Raw genomic sequence first — 21739 nt, 5'->3', positions numbered from 1 at the left:
TTTCACACAAAAATACTCGCCGTAAGCGTGGCGCTCAAGCTCGGCTCCTGCCCCGATTGTGACGAACTCGGGAAACCAAAGCACCTCTTTCTTCGTAGTACCGGATAAGAACGGATTCAAGAATCCATTTAGGAGGCTGATTCGCATGTTAGGACGTCTAGTGAAGCGCATCATGCATTCGGTGCTCGGCCGCAAACACAGCCGGTATTCCAGCAGCGCGAGGTATCGCAATGCCCCGCGGCACGTAAACCGGTATTCCAGCAGCGAGGGCGGGCGAGGCCGTTACGGCGGACATTCCAGCTACGGCCATTCCCAGTACAAACGCCGCGGCAGCAGCAGCTAATCGGCAAAGCATACAACAATCGAATTTCTTTCCGTAACGGCCATTCGTCTTTTCAGAGACGGGTGGCTGTTTGTCGGTCGCCATCATCTCCAACCCGCTCCGCTTATCCGCTATCCGTATCCAGCGTGCGAGTCGCGAACGCAAGCTCATCCAACAACGCTTGAGCGTCAGGAAACGGGGAGTCGATTTCCAATAGCCGCCGCATCAGCTTTCTCATATGCGGATGTAAGGCAAGCTCTTCTTCCCAGCCTAGATCCTCCTGCCCGGGCGCAGACTCGTAACCGGCATATAACAAATACAGAGCGAATTCGCCAATGTCCGTGAAATCGCAGCCCGTGTCCGTCCGGTCGGCGCGTCTGGGCTCCGGGATGCCGGATAAGCCGTATGTAATCGGCTCGCTCTCTCCGATCGCGCAAGCCAGGCCGAAATCGATCAAATGCAGGTCCTCCCCTGCAAAAATCACGTTCGGCAACCGGATATCCCGGTGGACGACACCCCGTTCATGAATATGCCTTGCCAACACGGCAAGCTGCTTGATCACGACCAGCGTGTCCCGCTCGGTCCATGTCCGTCCTTGCTCGAATACGAGCTGCTCCGCCGTCATCCCCTCTACAAACTCGGTTACAAGGAAGCAGCGCCGCCCGCTTTGGAACATGGCCAGCTTTTTCGGGATGCACGGATGTCCGAGACGGTCCAGCCAGTCCCCCTCCCGCTTCAGCAGTTTCTTGCTCAGCCCTCTTTTGCTGGGACGGTCGTGCTTCAGCAAGCATGGAGTGCCGGTACTTTCGTCTACCGCTTGATAGGCGAGCCCGTAGCTTCCCATACCCAATCGTTTGACAATCCGGAATCGGCCTGCGACCCACGTGCCTGCATCGAGCGGATAATCGTTCCATTCGTCCGCGATGCGCTTCAGCCATGCAAACAAAGATAGACGCCTCCTTTCGGCGAAAGCGGCGTCCCCAACACGTACTCTTCCGTTTTGCTGCGGCGCCACAGCCTGATCTCGACAAGTCCCGCCCTCCAGCACGATGGACCGGCGACGGTCGTATATTTCCAAAGTAGCGAGAAGCCAAGTCCCTGTCAAATAAGGATTCTTGGGCTATAGGCCAATTGGATGAAATATGCCAAGAATGATTGTTGGGATCCATTTTATATGGTAAAATAAAGTTATTCGTATATTTGGAGACAATACTTCACATATTATAAAGGGTTATCCACATGATTACATGTTACTCTTTATAGTGTGTGATTTTTTTCTTCACACGATATGAGTACAATCACTATTTGGAGGTTTTTGGTCGATGGAAACAGGAACAGTGAAATGGTTTAACGCGGAAAAAGGATTTGGCTTCATCGAAGTGGAAGGCGGCAAAGATGTATTCGTACACTTCAGCGCTATCCAAGGCGACGGCTTCAAAACCCTTGACGAAGGACAACAAGTTCAATTCAACGTTGTTCAAGGCAACCGCGGACCGCAAGCAGAAAATGTAGTAAAACTGTAATAGTTTTACTTTAAGCTGCGTACATTAAAATGATGGACTGTCCGGACGGGCAGTTCTTTTTCAATCTTGCCCTTGTAAGAGATGCCATTTGAGGAGGGGTTCCGTCATGTATTTCTCTAAGAAAGCATTCGAACCGATTCAAGAACAAGAAACGTCCATTTGGATGTGTACGACGGATCGATGTTCAGGCTGGATGCGGGAAGATTTCACCTTCGAGAAAAGCCCGAGCTGCCCCTTTTGTCATGCCGACATGGTGAAAGATACGAAAATGCTGCCCCCGCTGTCCAATTACACCCAGAAAAAGTAGCGCCGCCCGCAAGGAAAAACGGCTTCGCCGTCTTTTGACGGCGCGTTTACCGAGAAGTCGATCAGTCAGCGGAGGATATACATTCTGAGACTTCTAAAAAGTACTCTAGCCGATTCGGTTAGAGTACTTTTTTTGCTTTCATTCCGCTGAATCGGGTCGAACGAAAGTCCAACGCGATGTCCGCGCTTCTGAAGCAAAACGCCGCCGTTATCTTGCCGCACGAACGCAAACGAGCACCTGCCGGACGAAGCTCCCTTTACGCGCTTCGCACCGGTCCGCAATCGCCAGTCCGGCAAGGCCGACGGCCTCCTCTATCGGCTCCGCGGTTACGATAACGACTCTCCCTGCCAGCCTGCCCGCGCCTTCCAGCATCGAGAGCTGATCGCCGGGAGATAGTTTGGAGCATAAATTATAAGGCATATCAAGGATCGCTGCGTCATACGAGCCGGTTAGCTCCCGAACGTCCCCTATCGCCACGACGTTCGGAAGTCCGAAATGCGCCAAATTCGTTCTCGCCCCCCGCACCGCAAGCGGGTTGATATCATAGCCGGCGATGTCGATGCCCATGGACATCGCTTCGACCAGCACCGTGCCGATCCCGCAGCAGGGGTCGACCGCCTTGACGCCGGCCGGGTCGGGCACGGCGATATTGGCGACGGCCCTAGCCATACGCGTGCTGAGCGCGGTCGAATAGTTTTGCGGCTTCTTCGCATGCTTCAGCCAAACCGCTTCGCTGCGGATGCACTCGCCGAACAGCCACCGGCCGTCCCTTACGGCGATCCCGTAGAGCTTGTCCGGGCTCCGCATGTCGGCTTTGCCGCGAATATGCAGGCCGACTGCCCGCTCGATTGCGCGCGCCTTATCGTAATCGATGCCGCTGCCGACCGCGAACAGCACCTTGAACGTGGCGCCATGCAAGTCCAGCTCCTCCACTCGGCCGCATAACGCCTCCAAGCTTTCCGCCTCATACAGGACTGCGATGCGCATTTTGACGAAGGGACTTCTGCTCGGATCGACGGCCGTTCCGCTTTCCGCTATGCCCTCCGACGGCTCCGCTCCGAGCAGGGTCCGCAGCTCCAGCGCGCACAGCTCCGTTTCGTCCTCATGGCAGGCATAAGTATATAAATAAGTCGTAACGCGGTCCGCCCTCACGTGCCATTCTCCTTTTACCGTCGTTTCCCTTGCCGCTACGACGCTCTCATGATGTCCGCCAGCCGTTTGGCGATTTTTTACGACGATCATCCCGATCCCTGACTTTTCGGATGAGCCTTCAACCAAGCCAAAATATCGTCCAGCGTCCACACGGGGACAATCTGCAAATCCGCCGCGCCGCGCTTGGCAGCTTCCTCCTGACCCGCCGGGACGAAAAATACGTCCGCTCCGGACCGGCGCACCGTATAAGCCTTCTGCTCGATGCCGCCGATTTTGCCGACCGAGCCGTCCGGTTCGATCGTGCCGGTTCCCGCGATCCGGTTCCCGTTCGTGACGCCGCCCGGCGTCAGCTGGTCGATGATCGTCAGCGCCAGCATCGCCCCGTGCGACGGGCCTCCCTCGTGCAGCAAGTAGCGGCGGTAGCTGACCGTCTTGGGAACATCGTAAGCAAGCTCGTCCTGAACCTGGATGCCGAATGCCGCCCGCTTGGGATCTTCCGGGTTGGCGCGGGTCCCCGCGGAGACCGTCAGCCGCTTACCGTCGCGAACAACCGTTACCGCTGCGGTTTGGCCGGGAGCGGTGCCGCTCATCCGTTCGGTCAGCTCCTTCAGCGAGGAGACGGCGCTCCCGCCAACCTCTACGATAACGTCTCCCGCCTTCAAGACGCCTTGCGCCGGGCTATCCTTCATGACGGCCGCGACGCGTACGCCCTTGGACGTCACGCCGCTCCCGATTCCCAGCTTGCCAAAGGCAATGGCGCTGCCTACCGTATTGGCATCCTCCTTCATCACGCGCACCAGCTCGTCATACTCGCCGAGCGACATGCCGAGCTCCTCCCTCGGCTCGAACGTATAATGCGGGAACAGCTTCGCATAAAGCCAGTCCGCCGGGAAAGCCGGTCGCTCGAACACGAGAACGCCGGCAATGCTCGTATGAGCGGTGCCTCCTTCCGGATGCGCATACCGGTTCATGTTCATCGTCAGTCCCGGATACGTCACCATATACGGCGTCGGCCAGAACAATCCGGCGAGCATCAGCAGCGCAACCACGGTGATGAGAAGGCTTTGCCGGGGGAAACGCCTTATGCTGCGCTCGCTCCCTATCAAATCGACGAATACGAGCACCCATGCCGCGCCGAAAGTGCCGAGCGACCAAAACAGCTGCGTCGGCGCGACGATAATCGCCCCCACAGCCGCCGCGCTGACAACGGCGACGGCTGAGCAGCGCAGAACGCCCCACCGGTCGCCTCGGGCCGAAGTCCAGCTCCCCCAGCTCGCCACTTGCGTGCGGGCGGAACGCCGTGCGGCAAGCAAGCCAAGAATAGCCGCTACTCCCCATAGAAACGGCACGGCGGCAACCAAATAAACCAAAGCGTCGATCGCATCGATCCAGAACAGCCGCCCTCCGATCCGCAGAGGATCGGGCAGCCAGATCAGCTCGCCCAGCACGAACAGAAGAAAGGCAAGCGCCATGCCGATAATGTACAAACCCGTTTTGCGATTCATGACCGCACTCCTCTTTTGCAAACCCTCACCGCCCCCATGAACGATTGGCCTCTAAGGTTAGCGTTGTTATTTTCCGTACGGTTATTCGCAAGCAATGCGCAAAATTCAAATTCAGCCCTGGAAATAACATTCTCTGCCGGAAACGCAAAATCCTTTTTGCATCGCCTTGCCTGCAATAACCTGCCGTTGCGTATAGCGCCGAAGCGAGAAGTAAACGCTAGTAGAGCAGGGCTATTTCACTTTACGCACAAAAGTTAACGTTGACGTTAACGTTATGTAGGTGTATGATAAATCTCGTTTCATTTTACGAACGGAAAGAAGGAATGCTCGGCATGCACACTTTCAAAATTGACGATGTCGCCAAGGAATGCGGGCTGACGAAACGAACGATCCGGTATTACGAGGAAATAGGCGTTCTTTTTCCCCCTGAACGCAGCGAGGGCGGGATCCGCTTATACACGCAGAAGCATATCGAGCGGCTGAAACAGATCGTGAATGCGCGTGACGTGCTCGGTTTTTCTTTGCAGGAAATTCAGGAATTCGTCGGTGTCAGCGAGGAGCTCGAGGAACGCCGCCAAGGCTTCTGGGAGATCGCGGATATCGAGCAAAGACTGCAGAAGCTGACCGATATGGACCGGATTGTCAGCCAGCAGCTTCAACTGATCGACCAGAAGCTGGAGAAAATGAAGGAAATCCGCGAACAGACCGCCCAGTACCATGAAAGGATCCGCGGCGGCATCGCCAAATTAACGTCGGAAAAACAACATCTAGAGTGAAGGAGCATACGAAATCATGTCATTATCGCCTCAGCAAGCACGCAGCCAATCCTCGAACAACGGACGTCTAGCCAGTGAACGGCCGGGACAGCTGGCTCCGGAAAAATCGAGCATATTCCATCAGCCTAAAGCGGTATGGGCGGTGTTTTTCGCCTGCATGATCGCCTTTATGGGGCTGGGGCTCGTCGATCCCATCCTGCCAGCCATCGCCCACAAGCTGGAGGCTTCGCCAAGCGAAGTCACCCTGCTCTTCACCAGCTACAACATCGTAATGGCGGTAGCCATGCTGATTACCGGAGTGATTTCCTCCCGGCTAGGGATCAAATGGACGCTGCTGTGCGGAATCGTCATTATCGCCCTGTTCGCCCTGCTGGGCGACTTATCCGGCGGCATCTGGGAGCTCGTCGGGTACCGCGGAGGCTGGGGACTCGGCAACGCCCTATTCGTCGCAACCGCATTATCGGCCATCGTTTCGTTTTCGAGATCCGGGGTTGCGCAAGCCATTATCCTATATGAAGCGGCTATCGGGCTCGGCATTTCGGTCGGACCGCTGCTTGGCGGAGAGCTCGGATCGATTTCCTGGAGGGGTCCGTTTATCGGGGTCAGCGTTCTAATGGCCATCGCCTTCCTGTTCCTGCTCGTTATGATGCCCAAAACAAAGCCGACCGCAGCAGCCAAAACGTCGCTTGCCGATCCTTTTCGCGTGCTGAAGCACCGTTCTCTTCTTGTACTGGGCATTACGGCGCTGCTGTACAATTTCGGATTTTTCACGCTTCTGGCCTATGCCCCGTTCGTTATGCATTTGGGGGAGCGCGGACTCGGATACGTATTTCTTGGCTGGGGCGTCCTTCTCGCCTTCACCTCGGTGTTCATGGCGCCGAAGCTCCAGAAACGGTTCGGGACGCTTCGCTCCATGTCCGTCATGCTCGTTTTATTTGCTTTGACCTTGCTCGCCATAGGCATTTGGACGTCGGAGAAAACCGTCGTCATCGCAGCGGTCATTGTGGCAGGCGCGTTCCTCGGCAACAACAACACCTTAATAACGACCGCGGTTATGCAGGCCGCACCCGTCGAGCGGTCGACAGCCTCGGCCGCATACAGCTTTTTGCGGTTTCTCGGAGGGGCGGCGGCTCCGTGGCTGGCCGGCAAGCTGGCGGAGTGGTATAACCCGCATGTGCCGTTTGTCGTAGGCGCGGGCTTCGTCCTTGTTTCCGTAGTCTTCATCTTGGCGAATCGCAACCATTTGAAGCATATCGACCAAGGCGGAGCTGCGCATTAATAAGCTTGCCTTTAACCGGCTGCGTATCGTTTACATCCTCAAAAAAGAGAGAACCCGGTCTGAGCGACCGGGTTCTCTTTGGCGTATACGGTTATGATTCGGCTAAACAGCTTTCGTTTTATTCAAATTTGCCTTCGCCCGCTTCCCGCCGCCCATCATCGTCATGATTGCCGGCAGCAGCATGCCGCGAACGAGGAACGTATCCATCAGAATGCCGAGCGCCATTGTAAGACCGAACAGGAACAGCTCCTGCAGCGGCTGCGTAATCAGCACGCAGAAGGTCGCCGCCAAGATGAGGCCCGCCGAGGAAATCACTCCGCCGGTCAGCGCGACCCCGCGCCGCACCGCTTCTTTCCACTCCACTCGCTTCGCTTCCTCGCGAATGCGCGACACGAGAATGATATTATAGTCGACGCCGAGGGCAACAAGGAACACGAACGTGTAAACCGGCAACCGGTAGCTGATGGAGTCATAGCCGAGCCCATAATGGAAGATCAGCCAGCCGAGCCCCATCGTCGCCGTATAAGAAAGCAGAATCGTTGCGATCATAAGAAGCGAAAGCTTGATCGAGCGCGTCTGCAGCAGAAGCATAAGTGTAATGAATAGGGCGATCAGCGCAAAAATGACGATCGTATCGCGTTCGTTCATGTCGCTCACATCGAGCTGCTCCGCCGTCTGTCCGGCAAAATGAATGCGGACGTCCGCGGTTTGAAACCCGCTCGCCGCAAGAAGCGCCTCGCTCTTCTGCCTCAGCTGTTCCATGGAGTCTAGCGCAGCCTGATCGTACGGATTGTCCGCCGTTATCATTTGCAGCTTAACCGCATGTTTGTCTGGGGAAAGGAAATTCCTTGGAAGCACAGCGCCCGGTTTGGCGAAATCCGGCTTGATGCCGGGCGTCACCGAGTCGATGCCGGGTTGTTTGCCAAGCTCGCCCGCCAGCTGCGTCAATTGGCGTACGAAGGCTTCGTCCATGGTGATTTCTTTGTCCGATTCCAGCACGACCGATACCGGAGCGAGCTGGCCCTTCGGAAATTTTTGCTCTAGCAGCTCAAACCCTTTGCGCGACGAGATATCGTCCGGGAATGACTTCATCAAGTTGAACGAGAAGCTCATCGTCCCGAAGTTGACCGACAGCCCAATCAGCATGGCGAGCAAAACGCCGGCCGGAACGATCGGCCGTTTGACGACATAGGCGGCGATCGCATGCCAGACGCCGGTTTTCGCCGGTTTTTCCGCCGTTTCCGGCTTCGGCGCGAAAGGCCAGAACGCCTTGCGGCCCAGCAGCGCGAACACCGCGGGAATCAGCGTCAAGCCGCCAAGCAGGATGACGACCATCGCGACCGAGAAAACGGGCGCAAAATGATGATACGGCTTGAATACCGCCGCGAACAACGTGAGCATGGCCATCAGCACCGTACCGCCGCTGAACAGAATCGGCTCGCCGACATGCGCCATCGCTTCGCGCATCGCCTCGTATTTGCCGCCTCCCTTGCGCAGCTCCTCCCGGTACCGCGAAAACACGAACAAGCAATAGTCCGTCAATACCGCGAACAGCAAAATCATCATGATCGAAAGCGACTGCTTGTCGATCAGGAACCAGCCGTTTTTGCCCGCCAAACCGATCAGACGGTCGACGACCTGGTAGACGACTCCGGCAATAAGCAGCGGAATGACCGCCAGCAACGGCGAACGGTAAATGACGATCAAGATGACCAAAATGAGACCGACCGTTGCGAACATCAGCACGAAATCGGCATTTTTGAACAGATTGGTCGTATCCGCCGCTATGCCGGCCGGCCCCGTAATTTCGGTTTGCATCGAGGCCGTACCGATACGGTCAAGCCCTTCGCGCAGCTGGCCGATGGTGTCGTAAAGCTGATTGGAGGCGAGATCTTTTTTCAAGCTGACCGGAAAAATGAGCGTCGTCTTATCCTCCGAAAAAAGCTGATTCTGCGCAGCCTCCGGCAGCTGATGAAAAGGCAGCGCGCCCGCGACCTGCTCCGGCTTGTCGGCCGAAGCCAGCCATTTGCTGAATTCGGCGATTTTGGCCCTCTGCTCCGCGCCTGCCGCCTCCTTGCCGCTGAATACGATCAGAGCCGGCAATCCCTCTTCGGACGGAAACCGCTCGTTCATGATTTGAGCCGCGAGCGCGGACGGCTTATCGTCGTGTATGCTTCCTTCTCCGGCGCTAACGGCAAATTCCTTGGCTCCGGGAGCCGCTCCGCTTAACGCAATAATGGCTATCAGCCAAACGATCAGGACGATTTTGGCTCCCTTCGGGCTGCCCGTCCATCCGGTAATCTTATGAATAAGTTGCATCATGGTACCTTCATCCTCCTGCCGCGTATTTCTTTTCCCTCTCGTATCGTAGAAAAGAAATATGAACAGGCGATGAACGGCATATTACAAATCGGGCACGTTACCCGTTATCCGCTTGGCAGCCGCACCGTAAAAGTCGTCCCTTCCCCAAGCCGGCTCTGCGCTTCGACCGTCCCTCCGTGAACCTGCACGATTTTGTGAACGATCGATAGGCCGAGCCCGCTCCCGGAACGATTGCGGTTGCGGGATTTGTCCGCCTTGTAGAACCGGTCGAAAATATACGGCAGCTCGGCCTCCGGAATACCCACTCCCGTATCCTGGAGGGTAACGGCAATGTCCCGCTGGACATCCAACTCCACGTAGACCGTACCGCCCGGGTCCGAAAACTTGACGGCGTTCGCAATCAAATTGAGCCATACCTGATGAAGAAGCTGTTTATCGGCCGTTATGACCGCTTCGGGCAGCTCCAATTCCACGGTTATCCCTTTCTCGCGAAGCTGCCATTCGATTACGAGCACCACTTGGCGGATCTGCTCGTCCAGACGGAAGGACGTTTTCCTTACGGTACCGCTATCCTTATCAAGCGCCGCCAGCGTCAGCAGCTGCTTCCCTAGCAGCGACAGCCGTCTGCTTTCCTCCTCGATGATCGTTAAGTAGCGCCCCCGCTCCTCGTCCGTCACGCCATCCTCCCGGGCCGCTTGAGCAAACCCTTGAATCGAAGTAAGCGGCGACTGGATTTCATGCGAAACGTTCGCCACGAACGCTTGCCTCATATCATCCAGCTTTTGCAGCGATTCCGACATCGTCATGAAATGACGGGCCATGTTGCCGATTTCGTCGCTTCTTGCCACATCGAGCGTAATGTTATAGTCGCCTTCCACGACTTTCCGGGTGGCCGCCGTCAATTGTTTAACGGGCTTAACGATATACCGCGTGAACAGAAAAATGAAGGCGATGCTGAACGCAAACGTCAGCCCGATAAGCAGACCGACGACGATGCGCACCTCCCCCAGCTGCTGCTCCAGATCGGGGCGAACGAATAACGCGTACCGTTCCCCGTTCGCTTCGAACGGCAGCCCTACGCTGTTGCGCAGACTGTTCTCGAATAAGCCGATGACCGAAAAACGGTGCGGCTCCTCGACGATGCCGTCGTACTCCCCGCCCTCCAGCACGCGGGCCGCCACGCCGGGATCAAGCTCCGTCCGCCGAAAAGGGGCGCCGTAGAAGCTTTTTTGCCCGTCGGCCTTCACGGCATACAACTGAAAGCCGAGACTCGCGATATGCCGAAAATAGTCCGCCGCCTCAAGACCCGGCATCCGCTCGTACAGTGCACGGATTTCTTCGGCGGCATGGCGGATTTTATTTTCGTTATAGTTCCGGATATGCGACTGGTAATACAGATTGACCCCGAGCAGACCAAGCAAAGCACTCACAAAAGCGATGAGGACGAACGTCAGCGCGATTCGGACATACAGTGTTTTCATTCGGCCCCCGCCTCAAGCTTGTACCCGAGTCCCCGCACGGTCGCGATCGAAAAATCGCGGGACTTGTCCTGAAACCGCTCGCGCAGCCTTTTGATATGGACGTCGATCGTCCGGCTGTCGCCGTCGTAGTCTGCACCCCAAATCGCATCAAGCAACTGGATCCGGGTAAAGGTCCGGTTCGGGAACGACGCCAAATGCGCCAGCAGCTCGAATTCCCTCAGGGGCAGCTGAACGACTTCCCCCGCCACGCGCACCTCGTAGCTTTTGCGGTCGATCACCGTCTCATGCAGACGTATCGTCTCGGACGATACGGTCTGATAGCGGCGCAGCAGCGCCTTCACCCGGAACAGCAGCTCCTTCGGCTCGAACGGCTTTACCAGGTAGTCGTCCGTACCCGCGAGAAAGCCCTGCTCCTTGTCCTCGAGCTCGCCCCGCGCGGTCAGCAGAATGACCGGAATGTCGTAATGGTCGCGGATTTCCCGGCACAACGCGAGACCGTCCTTCACCGGCATCATAATATCGACTACGGCAAGGCGGATTTCGCTGCTTTCCAGCAACTGAAGCGCCTCCCCCCCGTCGGCGGCTTCAAACACCTCGTAATGCTCCCGGCGCAAATAAAAGCGCAGAAGCTCCAAAATATGCGGATCGTCATCGGCGATCAAAATGTTCGTTTTCACGGCGCAGCCGCCCTTCCTTCGTTCTGCTCCCATCATAGCATCGGCGTACGGCAGGAACAAATAAGCCGCGGCGAGCACGCGAACCAAGTGCGCCTTCACACACTTAAGTTAGTTAGAAGCTTCGTTTCGCAGTAAGCGAACCGAGTGCACTTCCGCATACTAAAGTTAGTTAGAAGCTTCTTCTCGCAGAAAATAACTATTTAGCTTCTTCACACAACAGAGTTGCCAGCTGCCTCCTATCGGACAAAGCGAACCGCGTTCACCCAACACATTAATGTTAGTTAAGAAGCTTCTTCTCGCAGAATGTGACTATCGAGCGTCTTCACATAACAGAGCTGCCAGCTGCCTCTTTTCGGAGCAAGCGAACCACGTTCACCCAACACACTAATGTTAGTTAAGAAGCTTCTTCTCGCAGAATGTGACTATCGAGCGTCTTCACATAACAGAGCTGCCAGCTGCCTCTTTTCGGAGCAAGCGAACCACGTTCACCCAACACACTAATGTTAGTTAAGAAGCTTCTTCTCGCAGAATGTGACTATCGAGCGTCTTCACATAACAGAGCTGCCAGCTGCCTCTTTTCGGAGCAAGCGAACCACGTTCACCCAACACACTAATGTTAGTTAGGACACTTCTTATGTAGTGCGCGGAAAGAGTGAACCGCACACACCGGTGTCAGCCATGAGTTTCTACTAGCCCACAAGAATTAGACCTTCTGTCCTACAGTTAGTGAACCCAAGTTCACTAATAGTGAAGCAAAATTCACTATTTGAGAGCGCACATAGTGAACCATACGTCGCTATTTGGCCTTAAAGTTCACTAATAGTGAACTTTGCTTCACTATCGTCCCCCTTAGCCTACTTTCCTTGAAGTTTAGTGAACTTGCATTCACTAATAGTGAACTTCGCTTCACTATCGTCTCCCTTAGCCTACTTTCCTTGATGTTTAGTGAACTTGCGTTCACTAATAATGAACTTTGCTTCACTATCGTCCCCCTTAGCCTATTTTCCCTGAAGCTTAGTGAACTTACGTTCAGTATTAGTGAAGTTTGCTTCACTATGTCTCCTTAGCCTACTTTCTGAGCTATCCCGCACATCCATCAGGCAGCGCAAACACGCGATACATCCCCCGCCCCGGCTGCAAAAACCTACAAAAAAAGCCAAAGGAGTCGCCATAACAACCCGACTCCTTTGACTTTCACCTTCATCAATACCCATCCGTCTTTAAACCGGAACGTTCGGCCATTTCCGCCGCATCCTTGGCGGAGGACGTGCCGAGGTGAGCCGGAGCGCTCTGCACCTTCGCCAGACCCTCCGCAACCCGCCGCCCGTAATCGGGGTCGGCGTTCGTGAAGTGGGCGATCATGTTCTCCCGGATAACCGGCGCGCACACCTTCAGCGCATCAACCAGATTGCTGATTAGCTCATCGCGCTCCTGTTCGCTGAACTTCCGGTACGTGTCACCCGCCTGCCCGAAATCGTTCGGCCGGTCGATCTTCTCGCGCACGAGCTTCGCGTTGTAAGCAGGCTCGTGCTCTTGGCCGGACGGCGGCGCTTCCTTTAACCCGCCTAACGAAGACGGCTCATAATTGACGTGCGGGTTTTGGCCGGGTCCCTTGTCGACAGCAAACGCCATTTGTCCGTCCCGCTGGTTGGTGGCGACATGCGTTTTGGGCGCGTTGACCGGCAGCTGCAAGTAATTCGTGCCGACGCGATGGCGCTGCGTATCCGAATAGGAGAACGTCCTGCCCTGAAGCAGCTTGTCGTCGGAGAAGTCCAGCCCGTCCACCAGCACCCCCGTGCCGAAAGCCGCTTGCTCCACTTCGGCGAAGTAGTTTTCGGGGTTTTTATTCAACACCATTTTGCCTACCGGCAGAAACGGAAAGCGTTCATGATCCCACAGCTTCGTCGGATCGAGCGGATCGAAATCCAGCTCGGGATGCTCGCCGTCGCTCAACAGTTGCACGCACAGCTCCCACTCCGGGTAATCGCCGCGGTCGATGGCTTCATATAAATCCTGCGTCGCATGGCTTGTATTTTTAGCTTGAATTTGCTCGGCTTCCCGCTGGGTCAGGTTTTTGATTTCCGTCTTCAGCGGTTCCCAGTGGTATTTCACCAGCACGCCCTCTCCCGCTTGATTCACCCACTTGTACGTGTTCACGCCGGAGCCCTGCATTTGCCGGTAATTGGCCGGAATCCCCCACGGAGAGAACAAGAACGTAATCATATGCGTCGCTTCCGGCGAATTGGATACGAAGTCGAACATTCGCTCGGGATTGGACAAATTCGTTACCGGGTCCGGACGAAATGCATGAACCATGTCAGGGAATTTCAGCGGATCGCGAATAAAAAATATTTTGAGGTTGTTTCCGACCAAATCCCAGTTCCCGTCCTCCGTATAAAACTTCGTGGCAAAGCCGCGCGGGTCGCGCAGCGTTTCCGGGGAATGTCCGCCGTGAACCACCGTGGAGAAGCGGACAAATACAGGCGTGCGCTTGCCCTTTTCCTGAAAAAGTTTGGCGCGGGTATATTGCGAAACGGGCTCGCCTCCGACGTTCCCGTACGCTTCAAAGTAACCGTGGGCCCCGGCGCCGCGGGCATGAACGACCCGTTCCGGAATCCGCTCCCGGTCAAAATGGGATACTTTCTCGATAAAATGGTAGTTTTCCAGCGTAGACGGCCCCCGGTTTCCTACCGTCCGAATATTTTGGTTATCGGAAATCGGATGTCCTTGCCGATTCGTTAATGTCATTTCGCCAATTCCTTGTTCCGCCTGCCGTTCCATATTTCCCCTCCTTCGATTCGTCAACTGTACTTTTTACCCTGCGAGAGAATATTATTCATGCCATTCAAAGAAGGGCTTTTCGAACCGATTTGCAGCTGGATCTAAGCCGGCTGTGCATGCAAAAAAGCCTGCATTTCCGCTCTATCAGCGGTTTTGCAGGCTCTCTTCGCTACTGTTTTTTGGAGCGCAGTTCCGGGACCGGACCGTCCTCTCCCACTTGTTACACGGACTTTCTAATCGGCTGGAGAGGAGGCGCATCCAGGGGAACAACCGCATCTCGAAGTTCCAGCTCCAGCTCCTCCGCATACTGCGTACGCGTTTGTACATCCCATTGCAGCAGGTCGCCCATGCAGCGAAGCGTTTGCTTCTTATACCGGTACACCAGATCGATATTGAACAGTAAGGCGCCGGTACGGCGGATGAAAAAATCGACCGGCTTTACCGTCATTTCTTCCTTTACCGCGTATACCAAGGCGAGGTACAAGTCGAGCGGCAGCTCGTAGTGGGCAGCGGACGCAGCGGCTTCCTGTCCGCCGATGCGGAATACGCGGTCGACGTTCGAGCCGTAGAAACGAGCCAGCTTGCGGCCTGCCGCTGCGGATAGCCCGTGGGCTTGCGCGGCGGCGGCTTTTTGCTCGACGAAGGCCTCCAAGTAACGGGATCCGCCTACATCGCCTCCGGAAATCGGAATGTGCTTCGTCACGCATTCCTTGACCTTATGCCCATACTCGCTCGCCAGCTTGCCCGCGACTAAATCCGCGACCATCTCCGCCATTTTGCGGTAACCCGTCAACTTGCCTCCCGCGATCGTGATCAGGCCGGAAGCCGACACCCAAATTTCGTCTTTGCGCGATATTTCCGAGGGGTCTTTTCCCTCCTCGTAAATAAGCGGCCGTACGCCTGCCCAGCTGGATTCAATGTCGCTTTCGTCGATACGCGTCTCCGGGAACATGTCATTAATGGCGTTAATGACATACGCACGGTCCGCTATCGTCATTCTCGGATGGGCCGTATCCCCTTCGAAGAACGTGTCGGTCGTTCCGACATACGTTTTGCCGTCGCGCGGAATCGCGAAAATCATCCTTTTGTCCGGCGTATCGAAATAGACGGCCTGCTTTAGCGGAAACCGGCTTTGATCGATAATCAGATGAATCCCTTTCGTAAGCCGAAGCTGCTTCCCTTTCTTGGAACGGTCCATCTCGCGCAGCGTGTCGACCCACGGCCCCGTTGCGTTAACGATTTTTTTGGCATAAACATCGGCCGTTCTCCCTGTTACTTGATCGGCCACCTTCGCTCCGGTCACTTTGCCGTCCCGGTACAGGAACTGCTCCACTTTCGCGTAGCTCAATGCCGTTGCTCCGAACTCGACGGCGCGCTTGAGCACTTCGATCGTCAATCTGGCATCGTCCGTCCGGTATTCCACGTAATACCCGCTGCCAAGCAGACCTTCCTGCTTCAAAAGCGGTTCCCGCTGCTTCGTGCTCGATACGTTCAACATTTTGCGTCTCTCGCTCCGCTTGACGCCTGCCAAATAATCGTACACGAGCAGTCCGAGCGAGGTGGAAAGCTTACCGAACGTGCCCCCTTTGTAAATAGGCAGCATCATCCGTTCCGGCGTGGTGACATGCGGGCCGTTCTCGTAAACGATCGCACGTTCTTTGCCGACCTCCGCTACCATTTTGACCTCCAGCTGTTTCAAATAACGGAGACCCCCGTGCACCAGCTTGGTCGACCGGCTTGACGTACCCGCGGCAAAATCCTGCATCTCGATCAGCAGCGTGCGCATTCCCCGATTAGCCGCATCCAGGGCGATGCCGCAGCCGGTAATCCCGCCCCCTACGACGAGCAGATCATATTCCTGATCACCGACCCGATCGAATAAAGCGTCTCTAGAAAGACTGGAAAAGGCGTTAGCCATATGAATGTCTCCTTCCGTTCCCATCCGGCGGAAAGCAGAAAAAGACCGCAATGACACTACGGAAATGGCGTCATTTCCATAATGCATAGCGGTCTCTCTTATTCTCCGACCTCATGTATTTACTTATATTCACTATACCACATCATCGGCTACTTGAAAACCATTGCCGCTTGGACCGCTTTTTGCCAGCCTTCATAGTAACGATTCCGCTGCTCGTCCGGCATAGCCGGCGCAAACGCGCGCTCCATCGCCCAATTATGCGAAATTTCTTCAGGGGTATCCCAGTAGCCGACGGCTAAGCCGGCTAAATACGCGGCGCCAAGCGCCGTCGTCTCATTCACGGCAGAACGCTGTACGGGAACGCCCAGCATATCCGCTTGGAACTGCATCAGGAAATGGTTCCGCACGGCTCCGCCGTCGACCCTCAGCGTCTTCAGCGATATGCCGGAATCCGCCTCCATCGACGTCAGCACGTCCTTCGTCTGGTAGGCCAGCGATTCGAGCGTCGCCCGGACAAAATGCTCCTTCTTCGTGCCGCGCGTAAGCCCAAACACCGCGCCCCTGACCTCGCTGTCCCAGTAGGGCGTGCCGAGCCCGACGAAAGCGGGCACGACGTAGACGCCTTCCGTAGATGCTACGCGTTCCGCGTATTTCTCGCTGTCTTTCGAATCCGAGAACATCCGCAGCCCGTCGCGCAGCCACTGAATCGCCGAGCCCGCCACGAAAATGCTGCCCTCCAGCGCATACTCCACTTTGCCGCCAAGCCCCCAGGCAATCGTGGTCAGCAAGCCATGGCTCGAGGCAACCGCCTTCTCCCCCGTATTCATCAGCATGAAGCAGCCGGTGCCGTATGTGTTTTTGGCCATGCCCTGCTCGAAGCACGCTTGCCCGAACAGCGCCGCCTGCTGATCGCCCGCGATGCCGGCAATCGGCACCTCGCAGCCGAAGAAGTGGTGCTTATCCGTGTAACCGTATACCTCAGAGGACGGCCTGACGTCCGGCAGCATAGAGGCGGGGATGTCGAGCAGCTTCAGCAGCTCCTCGTCCCACTGCAGCTCATGAATGTTGAACATCAGCGTTCGGGAAGCGTTCGTATAATCGGTAATATGGAGGCGGCGGCCCGACAACCGCCAAACGAGCCACGTATCGATAGTCCCGAACATGAGCTCTCCGCGTTCCGCTTTTTCTCTAGCTCCCTCGACATGGTCGAGAATCCATTTGACCTTGGTGCCGGAAAAATAGGCGTCGATGAGCAGGCCGGTTTTGCTTCGGAACAGCTCGTTATGGCCTTCGCTCTTCAAGCTCTCGCAAATATCCGCCGTTTGTCGCGATTGCCAGACGATGGCGGGATAGACCGGATTGCCCGAGTCCCGCTCCCAAACGACCGTCGTTTCGCGCTGGTTCGTAATGCCGATGCCCGCCACCTGCTCCGGCTTGACGCCCGATTCCGACAAACATGCGGCAATAACCGCGAGCACCGAGCCCCAAATTTCGTTGGCGTTATGCTCCACCCAGCCCGGCTGCGGAAAATATTGATGAAATTCATGCTGCGCCACATGAACAACCTGACCCGCTTTATCGAACAGAATCGCCCTCGAGCTCGTCGTCCCCTGATCCAGAGCCAAAATATACGTTTCCATCTCGTATCTCCTCCCCGCAACTCGCGTCCGGCGAAACGAAAAACCCACACCCCAAACGGCCCTTCCTCCGAAAGGGACAGCATTGTGGTGTGGTTCTCATCGTCTCCGTCACATCCTATTTACTTAGTTTTTAGCATATGCCAATGCGGAAACGCTGTCAACGGGCAGTTCGATTGGTAAAAAAAGGGCATTGAACCAAACAAAAAAAACCTTTATCGAATTACTCGTTCGATAAAGGCTTTTAACTACGGGCCGCTCGCTTACGATTCCAGCCGTTTCATGAAATCTTCCGCCGCGCTATAGCCCTGCTGCCGGAGATACCAGTTGTTGGCCGCCGCTTCGATCAAACCGGCCACGTCCCGCCCGGGCTGGAGCTGAATCTCGATATGCGGCACTTTAACGCCCATATACTCTACAAACTTCTCCTCCAGCTCCAGCTCGTTATGGAGCGCATTGTCCTGCCACTTCGTCAGCTCGATGTCGAGCGTAATCCGCGTTTCGTCCTGGAACGCCTTCCGCCCGTATATGCGCGACACGTTGATCAGTCCGATGCTGCGCAGCGCCAGAAACTCCTTCGTCTTGCCGTTGTGCGTGCCGAGCAGCGTCTGCGGACTCAGCTTCTTGAGCACCACGATGTCATCCGCCACGAGTCTGTGCCCGCGGCGCACCAGCGTGTGAGCGGTTTCGCTTTTGCCCACGCCGGATTTGCCCCGCAGCAGAATGCCGATGCCGGACACATTCACGCAGACGCCGTGGATCGAGCTTTCGGGAGCCAGCGCTTTGACCAAATAGGCGTCCAGCATGCCGATAAATTGATTCGTCGCGATCGGCGTCCGCAGAAGGGGAATCCCTTCTTCCTCGCAATATTTTTTTAAATATTTCAACCCTTCCTGATTTCTCGTCACGACGAAGCATGGGGGGTGATATTTGACGACGTTGCCGATATGCAGATTGCGCTCCTCTTCGGTGCGCTTATGCAGATATGTGATTTCCTTGCTCCCGAGCACCTGAACGTGCTGCGTAGGAAAGAAATCGAAATGGCCGACGAATTCGAGCCCCGGACGATGCGCCTTCGCTTTGGTAACCGGACGGCTCAAATGGGATTCCCCCGCAAGCACCTCGAGCGAGAAGCGGTTCACCAGCTCTTTGACTTCGATGGATTTCATCTTCATACTCCCTTCCGGCACTCCCGCATCCCGTGCAACCCGCACGATAGCGCTGCCCTTATAACTGGTTTGAGGTTATATTCGACGGTTCCGGGCGTTTCCCTCCCTGACGATGCTAACGTTTCACAGATCTGTCACGACAAAATGAACGAATCTTTTCAAGATCCGATCATAGACTTACACGGAACGGCAAATTTCCAGACTGTCGGGCGCGGAAGCAAATTAAGTTCCCTTTAAGGTACGCATGCTACAATGAACTCGATACGTCTCAGATGGCCTTACAAAATTATTTGGAACCAACCGTCTCTATCATTCGTAGTATGATAGAGGACTGTACAAAAATAGGCCGTCTTGAAAAAAGGAGGCTCCTATGGATCCGAAACGAATGTTTATAGCTAGCGCCATGGCTTTTGCCATCACTGTCGGCACCCTCTTATGCGATGAGGAAGCAAATGCCAACAACACTACCGTCTGTCTCGATAAATCCGGCGTCCAAGGCAAGTCCAAGTCTACCGCTCCGTCCGCACAGCAAGCGGCGGAAGAAGACTCCCTGCACAACGTACTGGGCGTCTCCTCGGAAGAGGAACTGTACGATGCCCTATATAAAGGCCGGTCTCTAGCCGATATTGCGTATGATAACGACAAGGAAGTTCAAGGAGTCATCGAACTGCAGATTGCCGAGCTAACCGAGCAGCTGGACAAGCGTCTTACGGACGGAAGCATCTCGACGGACATTTACCAAGCGCAGATCGCCGAGCTGAACGACATCGTGACCAAAAGCGTGTATGGATACACGTAGACGCTACCACCCATAGACAGCAAAAAGACACCGGCTGCCGGTGTCTTTTTGCTTGGTTTTGGGGAAGCTACGCAAATCGGGATTCGTATGCGTTTGTTTTGCGTTACACCCAGCGCTATTTTTCCGCCGCCGCATCCTCCGACAGCCATTCCATGAAATCCCTCTGATTGTCCTCCGTTACCCCATGATCGGACGGATATGTCCGGAACGTGAAGCGCTGGGTCAGACTTCGGAAATACGCCGCTGTTTCATGCCCGATCTGAATCGGAAATACGGAATCGTACTCCCCGTGAGAAAGAAACACCGACACGTTCTCCACGCTTTGCAGCGGGTACTCCGTCTTTACAAACCCCGGCACATAGCCGTTCAAAGCTACGATGCCTTTCAGCCGATCCCCCATCGTAAGGGCTAGCGACATCGACAATATCGCGCCTTGGCTAAACCCGAGCAGGTATCGTTTGTCCGGATCGATCGCGTACTTCTCCGTTGCATATTGGATGAAAGACTCCAACTGACGGACAGCCCGGTCAAACATCTCGCGAACCGGATTGCCTAAGCTTTTGAGCTCATAATATTGATAGCCCCCGCCTAACGTCAAGTCCCCGCGAATACCGACAATGATGAAATGATCCGAGAGCGGAGCCACCAATCCGTACATATTGTTCTCGTTGGACCCTTTGCCGTGAAGCGTGAAGATGGCAGGGTACCGCTTGGCAGGGTCGTAATCGGTCGGTACATGTATGTCGTAGGCATAAGCCGGATTCATTAAATTTCCTCCTCTTGATAGTCGCATAATATATAAGTAATAATAAACTTAATTATATATAAGTAATTTACCGCTGCAATTGTGGCACGTCAACCGTTAAATTGTTACTATCAATATAGGTTTAGCGTCTTAACTATTTATGAGGTGAACGTTCATGGATATCGGCTCGTCGATCCGCTCCATCCGGAAGCGCAAAAGCATTACCATCTCCCAAATATGCGACCAGACGGGACTATCCCAAGGCTTCATGAGCCAGGTCGAAACGAATAAAACATCGCCGTCCATCGCTACGCTGGAAAGCATCGCAAGCGCCCTGCAGGTTCCCCTTGCTTATTTATTGCTCAAAAAGGAAGAACGCATGCGGATCACGCGAACAAACGAACGGACGATCACGACGAGCGGCGCCGATCGGTTAAAGGTCGAACATGTCAGCTCTACGAAAAACGTCAAAATGATGCTCGTCGAATTCCCTCCCGGAACCTCGACAGGCCAAGCCCCTCATGCCCACGAAGGAGAAGAAGTGCATCTGATCGTCAAGGGAAGCCTGTATGTGGAGCAAGGGGAGGATTCGGCCGAATTGGCGGAGGGAGACTCCTTCAGCTGGAATGCGTGCGTCCCCCACTTGGTCAGAAATAACGGCACGGAGCCGGCTGTCGTGCTCATCGCCGTTTACACGGAAACGATCGGCGGGGAGTCCGGTTTTTTTCCATAAACCGTTGTCTTCTCCCGCGGGTGCGGTTAGCCGTCGCCGCTTGTTAAACGTTAAGAAAAACCGTCAGTTTCACCCTGTCGGTCCTTTTTGTGCGAAGCCTTACGTCTGCGCGTGGGAGAGGGGACGGGTATGGGATTCCAGCCGCTCTTCCACCCCATACCCGTCCCCTCTTCTCACCTTCCCTGCTTTTTGTTACGCCTTGGTTCCCTGCCGGTCTTCCAGCCGGTATTCATTGCCATGAACACCGCTGTCCTTGTCCAGACGGAACTTAGTTATTAGCCGCATTCACTCTCGATTTCATAGCCAAGCGGAACGGCAGGACTACGTCGTCCATTCCACGCTCTTCAGCAGTTTGCGCTTCATCAGCTCCAGCACGAATGCCGCATAATAATCGCGTCGTACGATCGCTTTGTACGTATGGCCGGGATATGCGTAAAAGAGGACGTCCGTGTGCACTTCGTTGGCTTCGAACCAATCCCGCACCTGCTTAAGCTCATCGACCAGCGCCTCTTCCTTAAGCACGCGAATCTCGAATTCCACGTCCCGCTCGTTCAAGGTCTCTTGAATGTGTACGACAGTTGGATCAAATCGGTAAGTCAGCATGCCGTCCCTC

19 protein-coding genes are annotated in these 21739 nt (G+C 55.3%); 7 read left to right on the top strand and 12 right to left on the bottom strand.

All coding sequences use genetic code 11. The features are described 5' to 3' along the window. Positions 1-145 precede the first annotated feature (145 nt). The gene (locus ACKGJP_RS01895) at positions 146-343 is read left to right on the top strand and encodes a hypothetical protein (RefSeq protein ID WP_409344010.1); all 198 of its coding nucleotides are present in this window, start codon (positions 146-148) and stop codon (positions 341-343) included. Positions 344-446: 103 nt separating this feature from the next. Here the strand turns inward: ACKGJP_RS01895 and ACKGJP_RS01890 are convergent, their stop codons facing one another. After that, on the bottom strand, positions 447-1268 hold the full coding sequence (locus ACKGJP_RS01890) for a serine/threonine protein kinase (protein WP_409344009.1): 822 nt from the start codon (positions 1266-1268) through the stop codon (positions 447-449). A 376-nt stretch (positions 1269-1644) separates the two neighbouring features. On the opposite strand from ACKGJP_RS01890, the gene ACKGJP_RS01885 reads away from it, so the two are divergent. Together ACKGJP_RS01885 and ACKGJP_RS01880 are read left to right on the top strand one after the other, a co-directional pair. Then, complete coding sequence (locus ACKGJP_RS01885) at positions 1645-1845, top strand: cold-shock protein (RefSeq protein ID WP_409344008.1); 201 nt, start codon at positions 1645-1647, stop codon at positions 1843-1845. 106 nt (positions 1846-1951) lie between these two features. Further along, positions 1952-2152 (top strand): cold-shock protein, encoded by a 201-nt coding sequence (locus tag ACKGJP_RS01880; RefSeq protein WP_409344007.1) that lies wholly within the window; start codon positions 1952-1954, stop codon positions 2150-2152. A gap of 207 nt (positions 2153-2359) precedes the next feature. On the opposite strand, the gene ACKGJP_RS01875 is transcribed toward ACKGJP_RS01880, so the two are convergent. Both ACKGJP_RS01875 and ACKGJP_RS01870 read right to left on the bottom strand, forming a co-directional pair. After that, the gene (locus tag ACKGJP_RS01875) at positions 2360-3394 is read right to left on the bottom strand and encodes a TRM11 family SAM-dependent methyltransferase (protein WP_409344006.1); all 1035 of its coding nucleotides are present in this window, start codon (positions 3392-3394) and stop codon (positions 2360-2362) included. Then, entirely contained in the window at positions 3391-4809 is a 1419-nt protein-coding gene (locus ACKGJP_RS01870; RefSeq protein WP_409344005.1) for a PDZ domain-containing protein, read from the bottom strand. The genes ACKGJP_RS01875 and ACKGJP_RS01870 overlap by 4 nt, the downstream gene beginning before the upstream one ends. Positions 4810-5141: 332 nt before the next feature. Between ACKGJP_RS01870 and ACKGJP_RS01865 the strand changes: the two genes are divergently transcribed. Both ACKGJP_RS01865 and ACKGJP_RS01860 read left to right on the top strand, forming a co-directional pair. Then, positions 5142-5585, top strand: coding sequence for a MerR family transcriptional regulator (locus ACKGJP_RS01865; protein ID WP_409344004.1), 444 nt, complete (start codon positions 5142-5144; stop codon positions 5583-5585). Positions 5586-5601: 16 nt separating this feature from the next. Continuing rightward, positions 5602-6864: an MFS transporter gene (locus ACKGJP_RS01860; RefSeq protein ID WP_409344003.1), complete on the top strand. Its 1263-nt coding sequence runs from the start codon at positions 5602-5604 to the stop codon at positions 6862-6864. Between the two features lie 102 nt (positions 6865-6966). On the opposite strand, the gene ACKGJP_RS01855 is transcribed toward ACKGJP_RS01860, so the two are convergent. From ACKGJP_RS01855 to hprK, 7 genes are all read right to left on the bottom strand, one after another. After that, the gene (locus tag ACKGJP_RS01855; RefSeq protein ID WP_409344002.1) at positions 6967-9186 is read right to left on the bottom strand and encodes an MMPL family transporter; all 2220 of its coding nucleotides are present in this window, start codon (positions 9184-9186) and stop codon (positions 6967-6969) included. A 104-nt stretch (positions 9187-9290) separates the two neighbouring features. Then, entirely contained in the window at positions 9291-10667 is a 1377-nt protein-coding gene (locus tag ACKGJP_RS01850) for a sensor histidine kinase (RefSeq protein ID WP_409344001.1), read from the bottom strand. Next, a complete protein-coding gene (locus ACKGJP_RS01845) occupies positions 10664-11344 on the bottom strand; it encodes a response regulator transcription factor (RefSeq protein WP_409344000.1) in 681 nt (226 codons plus the stop codon). Before ACKGJP_RS01845 ends, ACKGJP_RS01850 begins: the two co-directional genes overlap by 4 nt. Before the next feature lie 1203 nt (positions 11345-12547). Next, positions 12548-14125 carry a catalase gene (locus ACKGJP_RS01840; RefSeq protein WP_409343999.1) on the bottom strand — a complete coding sequence of 526 codons (1578 nt, stop codon included), beginning with the start codon at positions 14123-14125 and terminating at the stop codon, positions 12548-12550. A gap of 220 nt (positions 14126-14345) precedes the next feature. Next, positions 14346-16043 carry an FAD-dependent oxidoreductase gene (locus tag ACKGJP_RS01835; protein ID WP_409343998.1) on the bottom strand — a complete coding sequence of 566 codons (1698 nt, stop codon included), beginning with the start codon at positions 16041-16043 and terminating at the stop codon, positions 14346-14348. A gap of 149 nt (positions 16044-16192) precedes the next feature. Continuing rightward, on the bottom strand, positions 16193-17683 hold the full coding sequence (gene glpK, locus ACKGJP_RS01830) for a glycerol kinase GlpK (protein WP_409343997.1): 1491 nt from the start codon (positions 17681-17683) through the stop codon (positions 16193-16195). Between the two features lie 260 nt (positions 17684-17943). After that, complete coding sequence (hprK, locus tag ACKGJP_RS01825) at positions 17944-18849, bottom strand: HPr(Ser) kinase/phosphatase (RefSeq protein WP_409343996.1); 906 nt, start codon at positions 18847-18849, stop codon at positions 17944-17946. A 370-nt stretch (positions 18850-19219) separates the two neighbouring features. On the opposite strand from hprK, the gene ACKGJP_RS01820 reads away from it, so the two are divergent. Next, positions 19220-19648 (top strand): hypothetical protein, encoded by a 429-nt coding sequence (locus ACKGJP_RS01820; RefSeq protein WP_409343995.1) that lies wholly within the window; start codon positions 19220-19222, stop codon positions 19646-19648. A 115-nt stretch (positions 19649-19763) separates the two neighbouring features. Here ACKGJP_RS01820 and ACKGJP_RS01815 read toward each other — a convergent pair whose 3' ends face one another. Beyond that, the gene (locus ACKGJP_RS01815) at positions 19764-20414 is read right to left on the bottom strand and encodes an alpha/beta hydrolase (RefSeq protein WP_409343994.1); all 651 of its coding nucleotides are present in this window, start codon (positions 20412-20414) and stop codon (positions 19764-19766) included. Between the two features lie 154 nt (positions 20415-20568). Between ACKGJP_RS01815 and ACKGJP_RS01810 the strand changes: the two genes are divergently transcribed. Further along, positions 20569-21126, top strand: coding sequence for a helix-turn-helix domain-containing protein (locus ACKGJP_RS01810; protein WP_409343993.1), 558 nt, complete (start codon positions 20569-20571; stop codon positions 21124-21126). Positions 21127-21447: 321 nt separating this feature from the next. On the opposite strand, the gene ACKGJP_RS01805 is transcribed toward ACKGJP_RS01810, so the two are convergent. Next, on the bottom strand, positions 21448-21729 hold the full coding sequence (locus tag ACKGJP_RS01805) for a hypothetical protein (RefSeq protein ID WP_409343992.1): 282 nt from the start codon (positions 21727-21729) through the stop codon (positions 21448-21450). Between the last annotated feature and the right edge of the window lie 10 nt (positions 21730-21739).

Origin of the sequence: Paenibacillus litoralis (assembly GCF_046244365.1) — a bacterium.
Classification (GTDB): domain Bacteria; phylum Bacillota; class Bacilli; order Paenibacillales; family NBRC-103111; genus Paenibacillus_V.
This window is presented reverse-complemented; position numbering and strand designations above follow the sequence as displayed.

Excerpts from the sequence above, each read along its gene's own strand:
- ACKGJP_RS01895 (WP_409344010.1), top strand. The coding sequence starts at position 146 with ATGTTAGGACGTCTAGTGAAGCGCATCATGCATTCGGTGCTCGGCCGC.
- ACKGJP_RS01840 (WP_409343999.1), bottom strand. The coding sequence starts at position 14,125 with ATGGAACGGCAGGCGGAACAAGGAATTGGCGAAATGACATTAACGAAT.
- ACKGJP_RS01860 (WP_409344003.1), top strand. The coding sequence starts at position 5,602 with ATGTCATTATCGCCTCAGCAAGCACGCAGCCAATCCTCGAACAACGGA.
- ACKGJP_RS01820 (WP_409343995.1), top strand. The coding sequence starts at position 19,220 with ATGGATCCGAAACGAATGTTTATAGCTAGCGCCATGGCTTTTGCCATC.
- ACKGJP_RS01805 (WP_409343992.1), bottom strand. The coding sequence starts at position 21,729 with ATGCTGACTTACCGATTTGATCCAACTGTCGTACACATTCAAGAGACC.
- ACKGJP_RS01865 (WP_409344004.1), top strand. The coding sequence starts at position 5,142 with ATGCACACTTTCAAAATTGACGATGTCGCCAAGGAATGCGGGCTGACG.
- ACKGJP_RS01835 (WP_409343998.1), bottom strand. The coding sequence starts at position 16,043 with ATGGCTAACGCCTTTTCCAGTCTTTCTAGAGACGCTTTATTCGATCGG.
- glpK (WP_409343997.1), bottom strand. The coding sequence starts at position 17,683 with ATGGAAACGTATATTTTGGCTCTGGATCAGGGGACGACGAGCTCGAGG.
- ACKGJP_RS01880 (WP_409344007.1), top strand. The coding sequence starts at position 1,952 with ATGTATTTCTCTAAGAAAGCATTCGAACCGATTCAAGAACAAGAAACG.
- ACKGJP_RS01870 (WP_409344005.1), bottom strand. The coding sequence starts at position 4,809 with ATGAATCGCAAAACGGGTTTGTACATTATCGGCATGGCGCTTGCCTTT.
- ACKGJP_RS01885 (WP_409344008.1), top strand. The coding sequence starts at position 1,645 with ATGGAAACAGGAACAGTGAAATGGTTTAACGCGGAAAAAGGATTTGGC.
- ACKGJP_RS01810 (WP_409343993.1), top strand. The coding sequence starts at position 20,569 with ATGGATATCGGCTCGTCGATCCGCTCCATCCGGAAGCGCAAAAGCATT.
- ACKGJP_RS01850 (WP_409344001.1), bottom strand. The coding sequence starts at position 10,667 with ATGAAAACACTGTATGTCCGAATCGCGCTGACGTTCGTCCTCATCGCT.
- ACKGJP_RS01875 (WP_409344006.1), bottom strand. The coding sequence starts at position 3,394 with ATGATCGTCGTAAAAAATCGCCAAACGGCTGGCGGACATCATGAGAGC.
- ACKGJP_RS01855 (WP_409344002.1), bottom strand. The coding sequence starts at position 9,186 with ATGATGCAACTTATTCATAAGATTACCGGATGGACGGGCAGCCCGAAG.
- ACKGJP_RS01815 (WP_409343994.1), bottom strand. The coding sequence starts at position 20,414 with ATGAATCCGGCTTATGCCTACGACATACATGTACCGACCGATTACGAC.
- hprK (WP_409343996.1), bottom strand. The coding sequence starts at position 18,849 with ATGAAATCCATCGAAGTCAAAGAGCTGGTGAACCGCTTCTCGCTCGAG.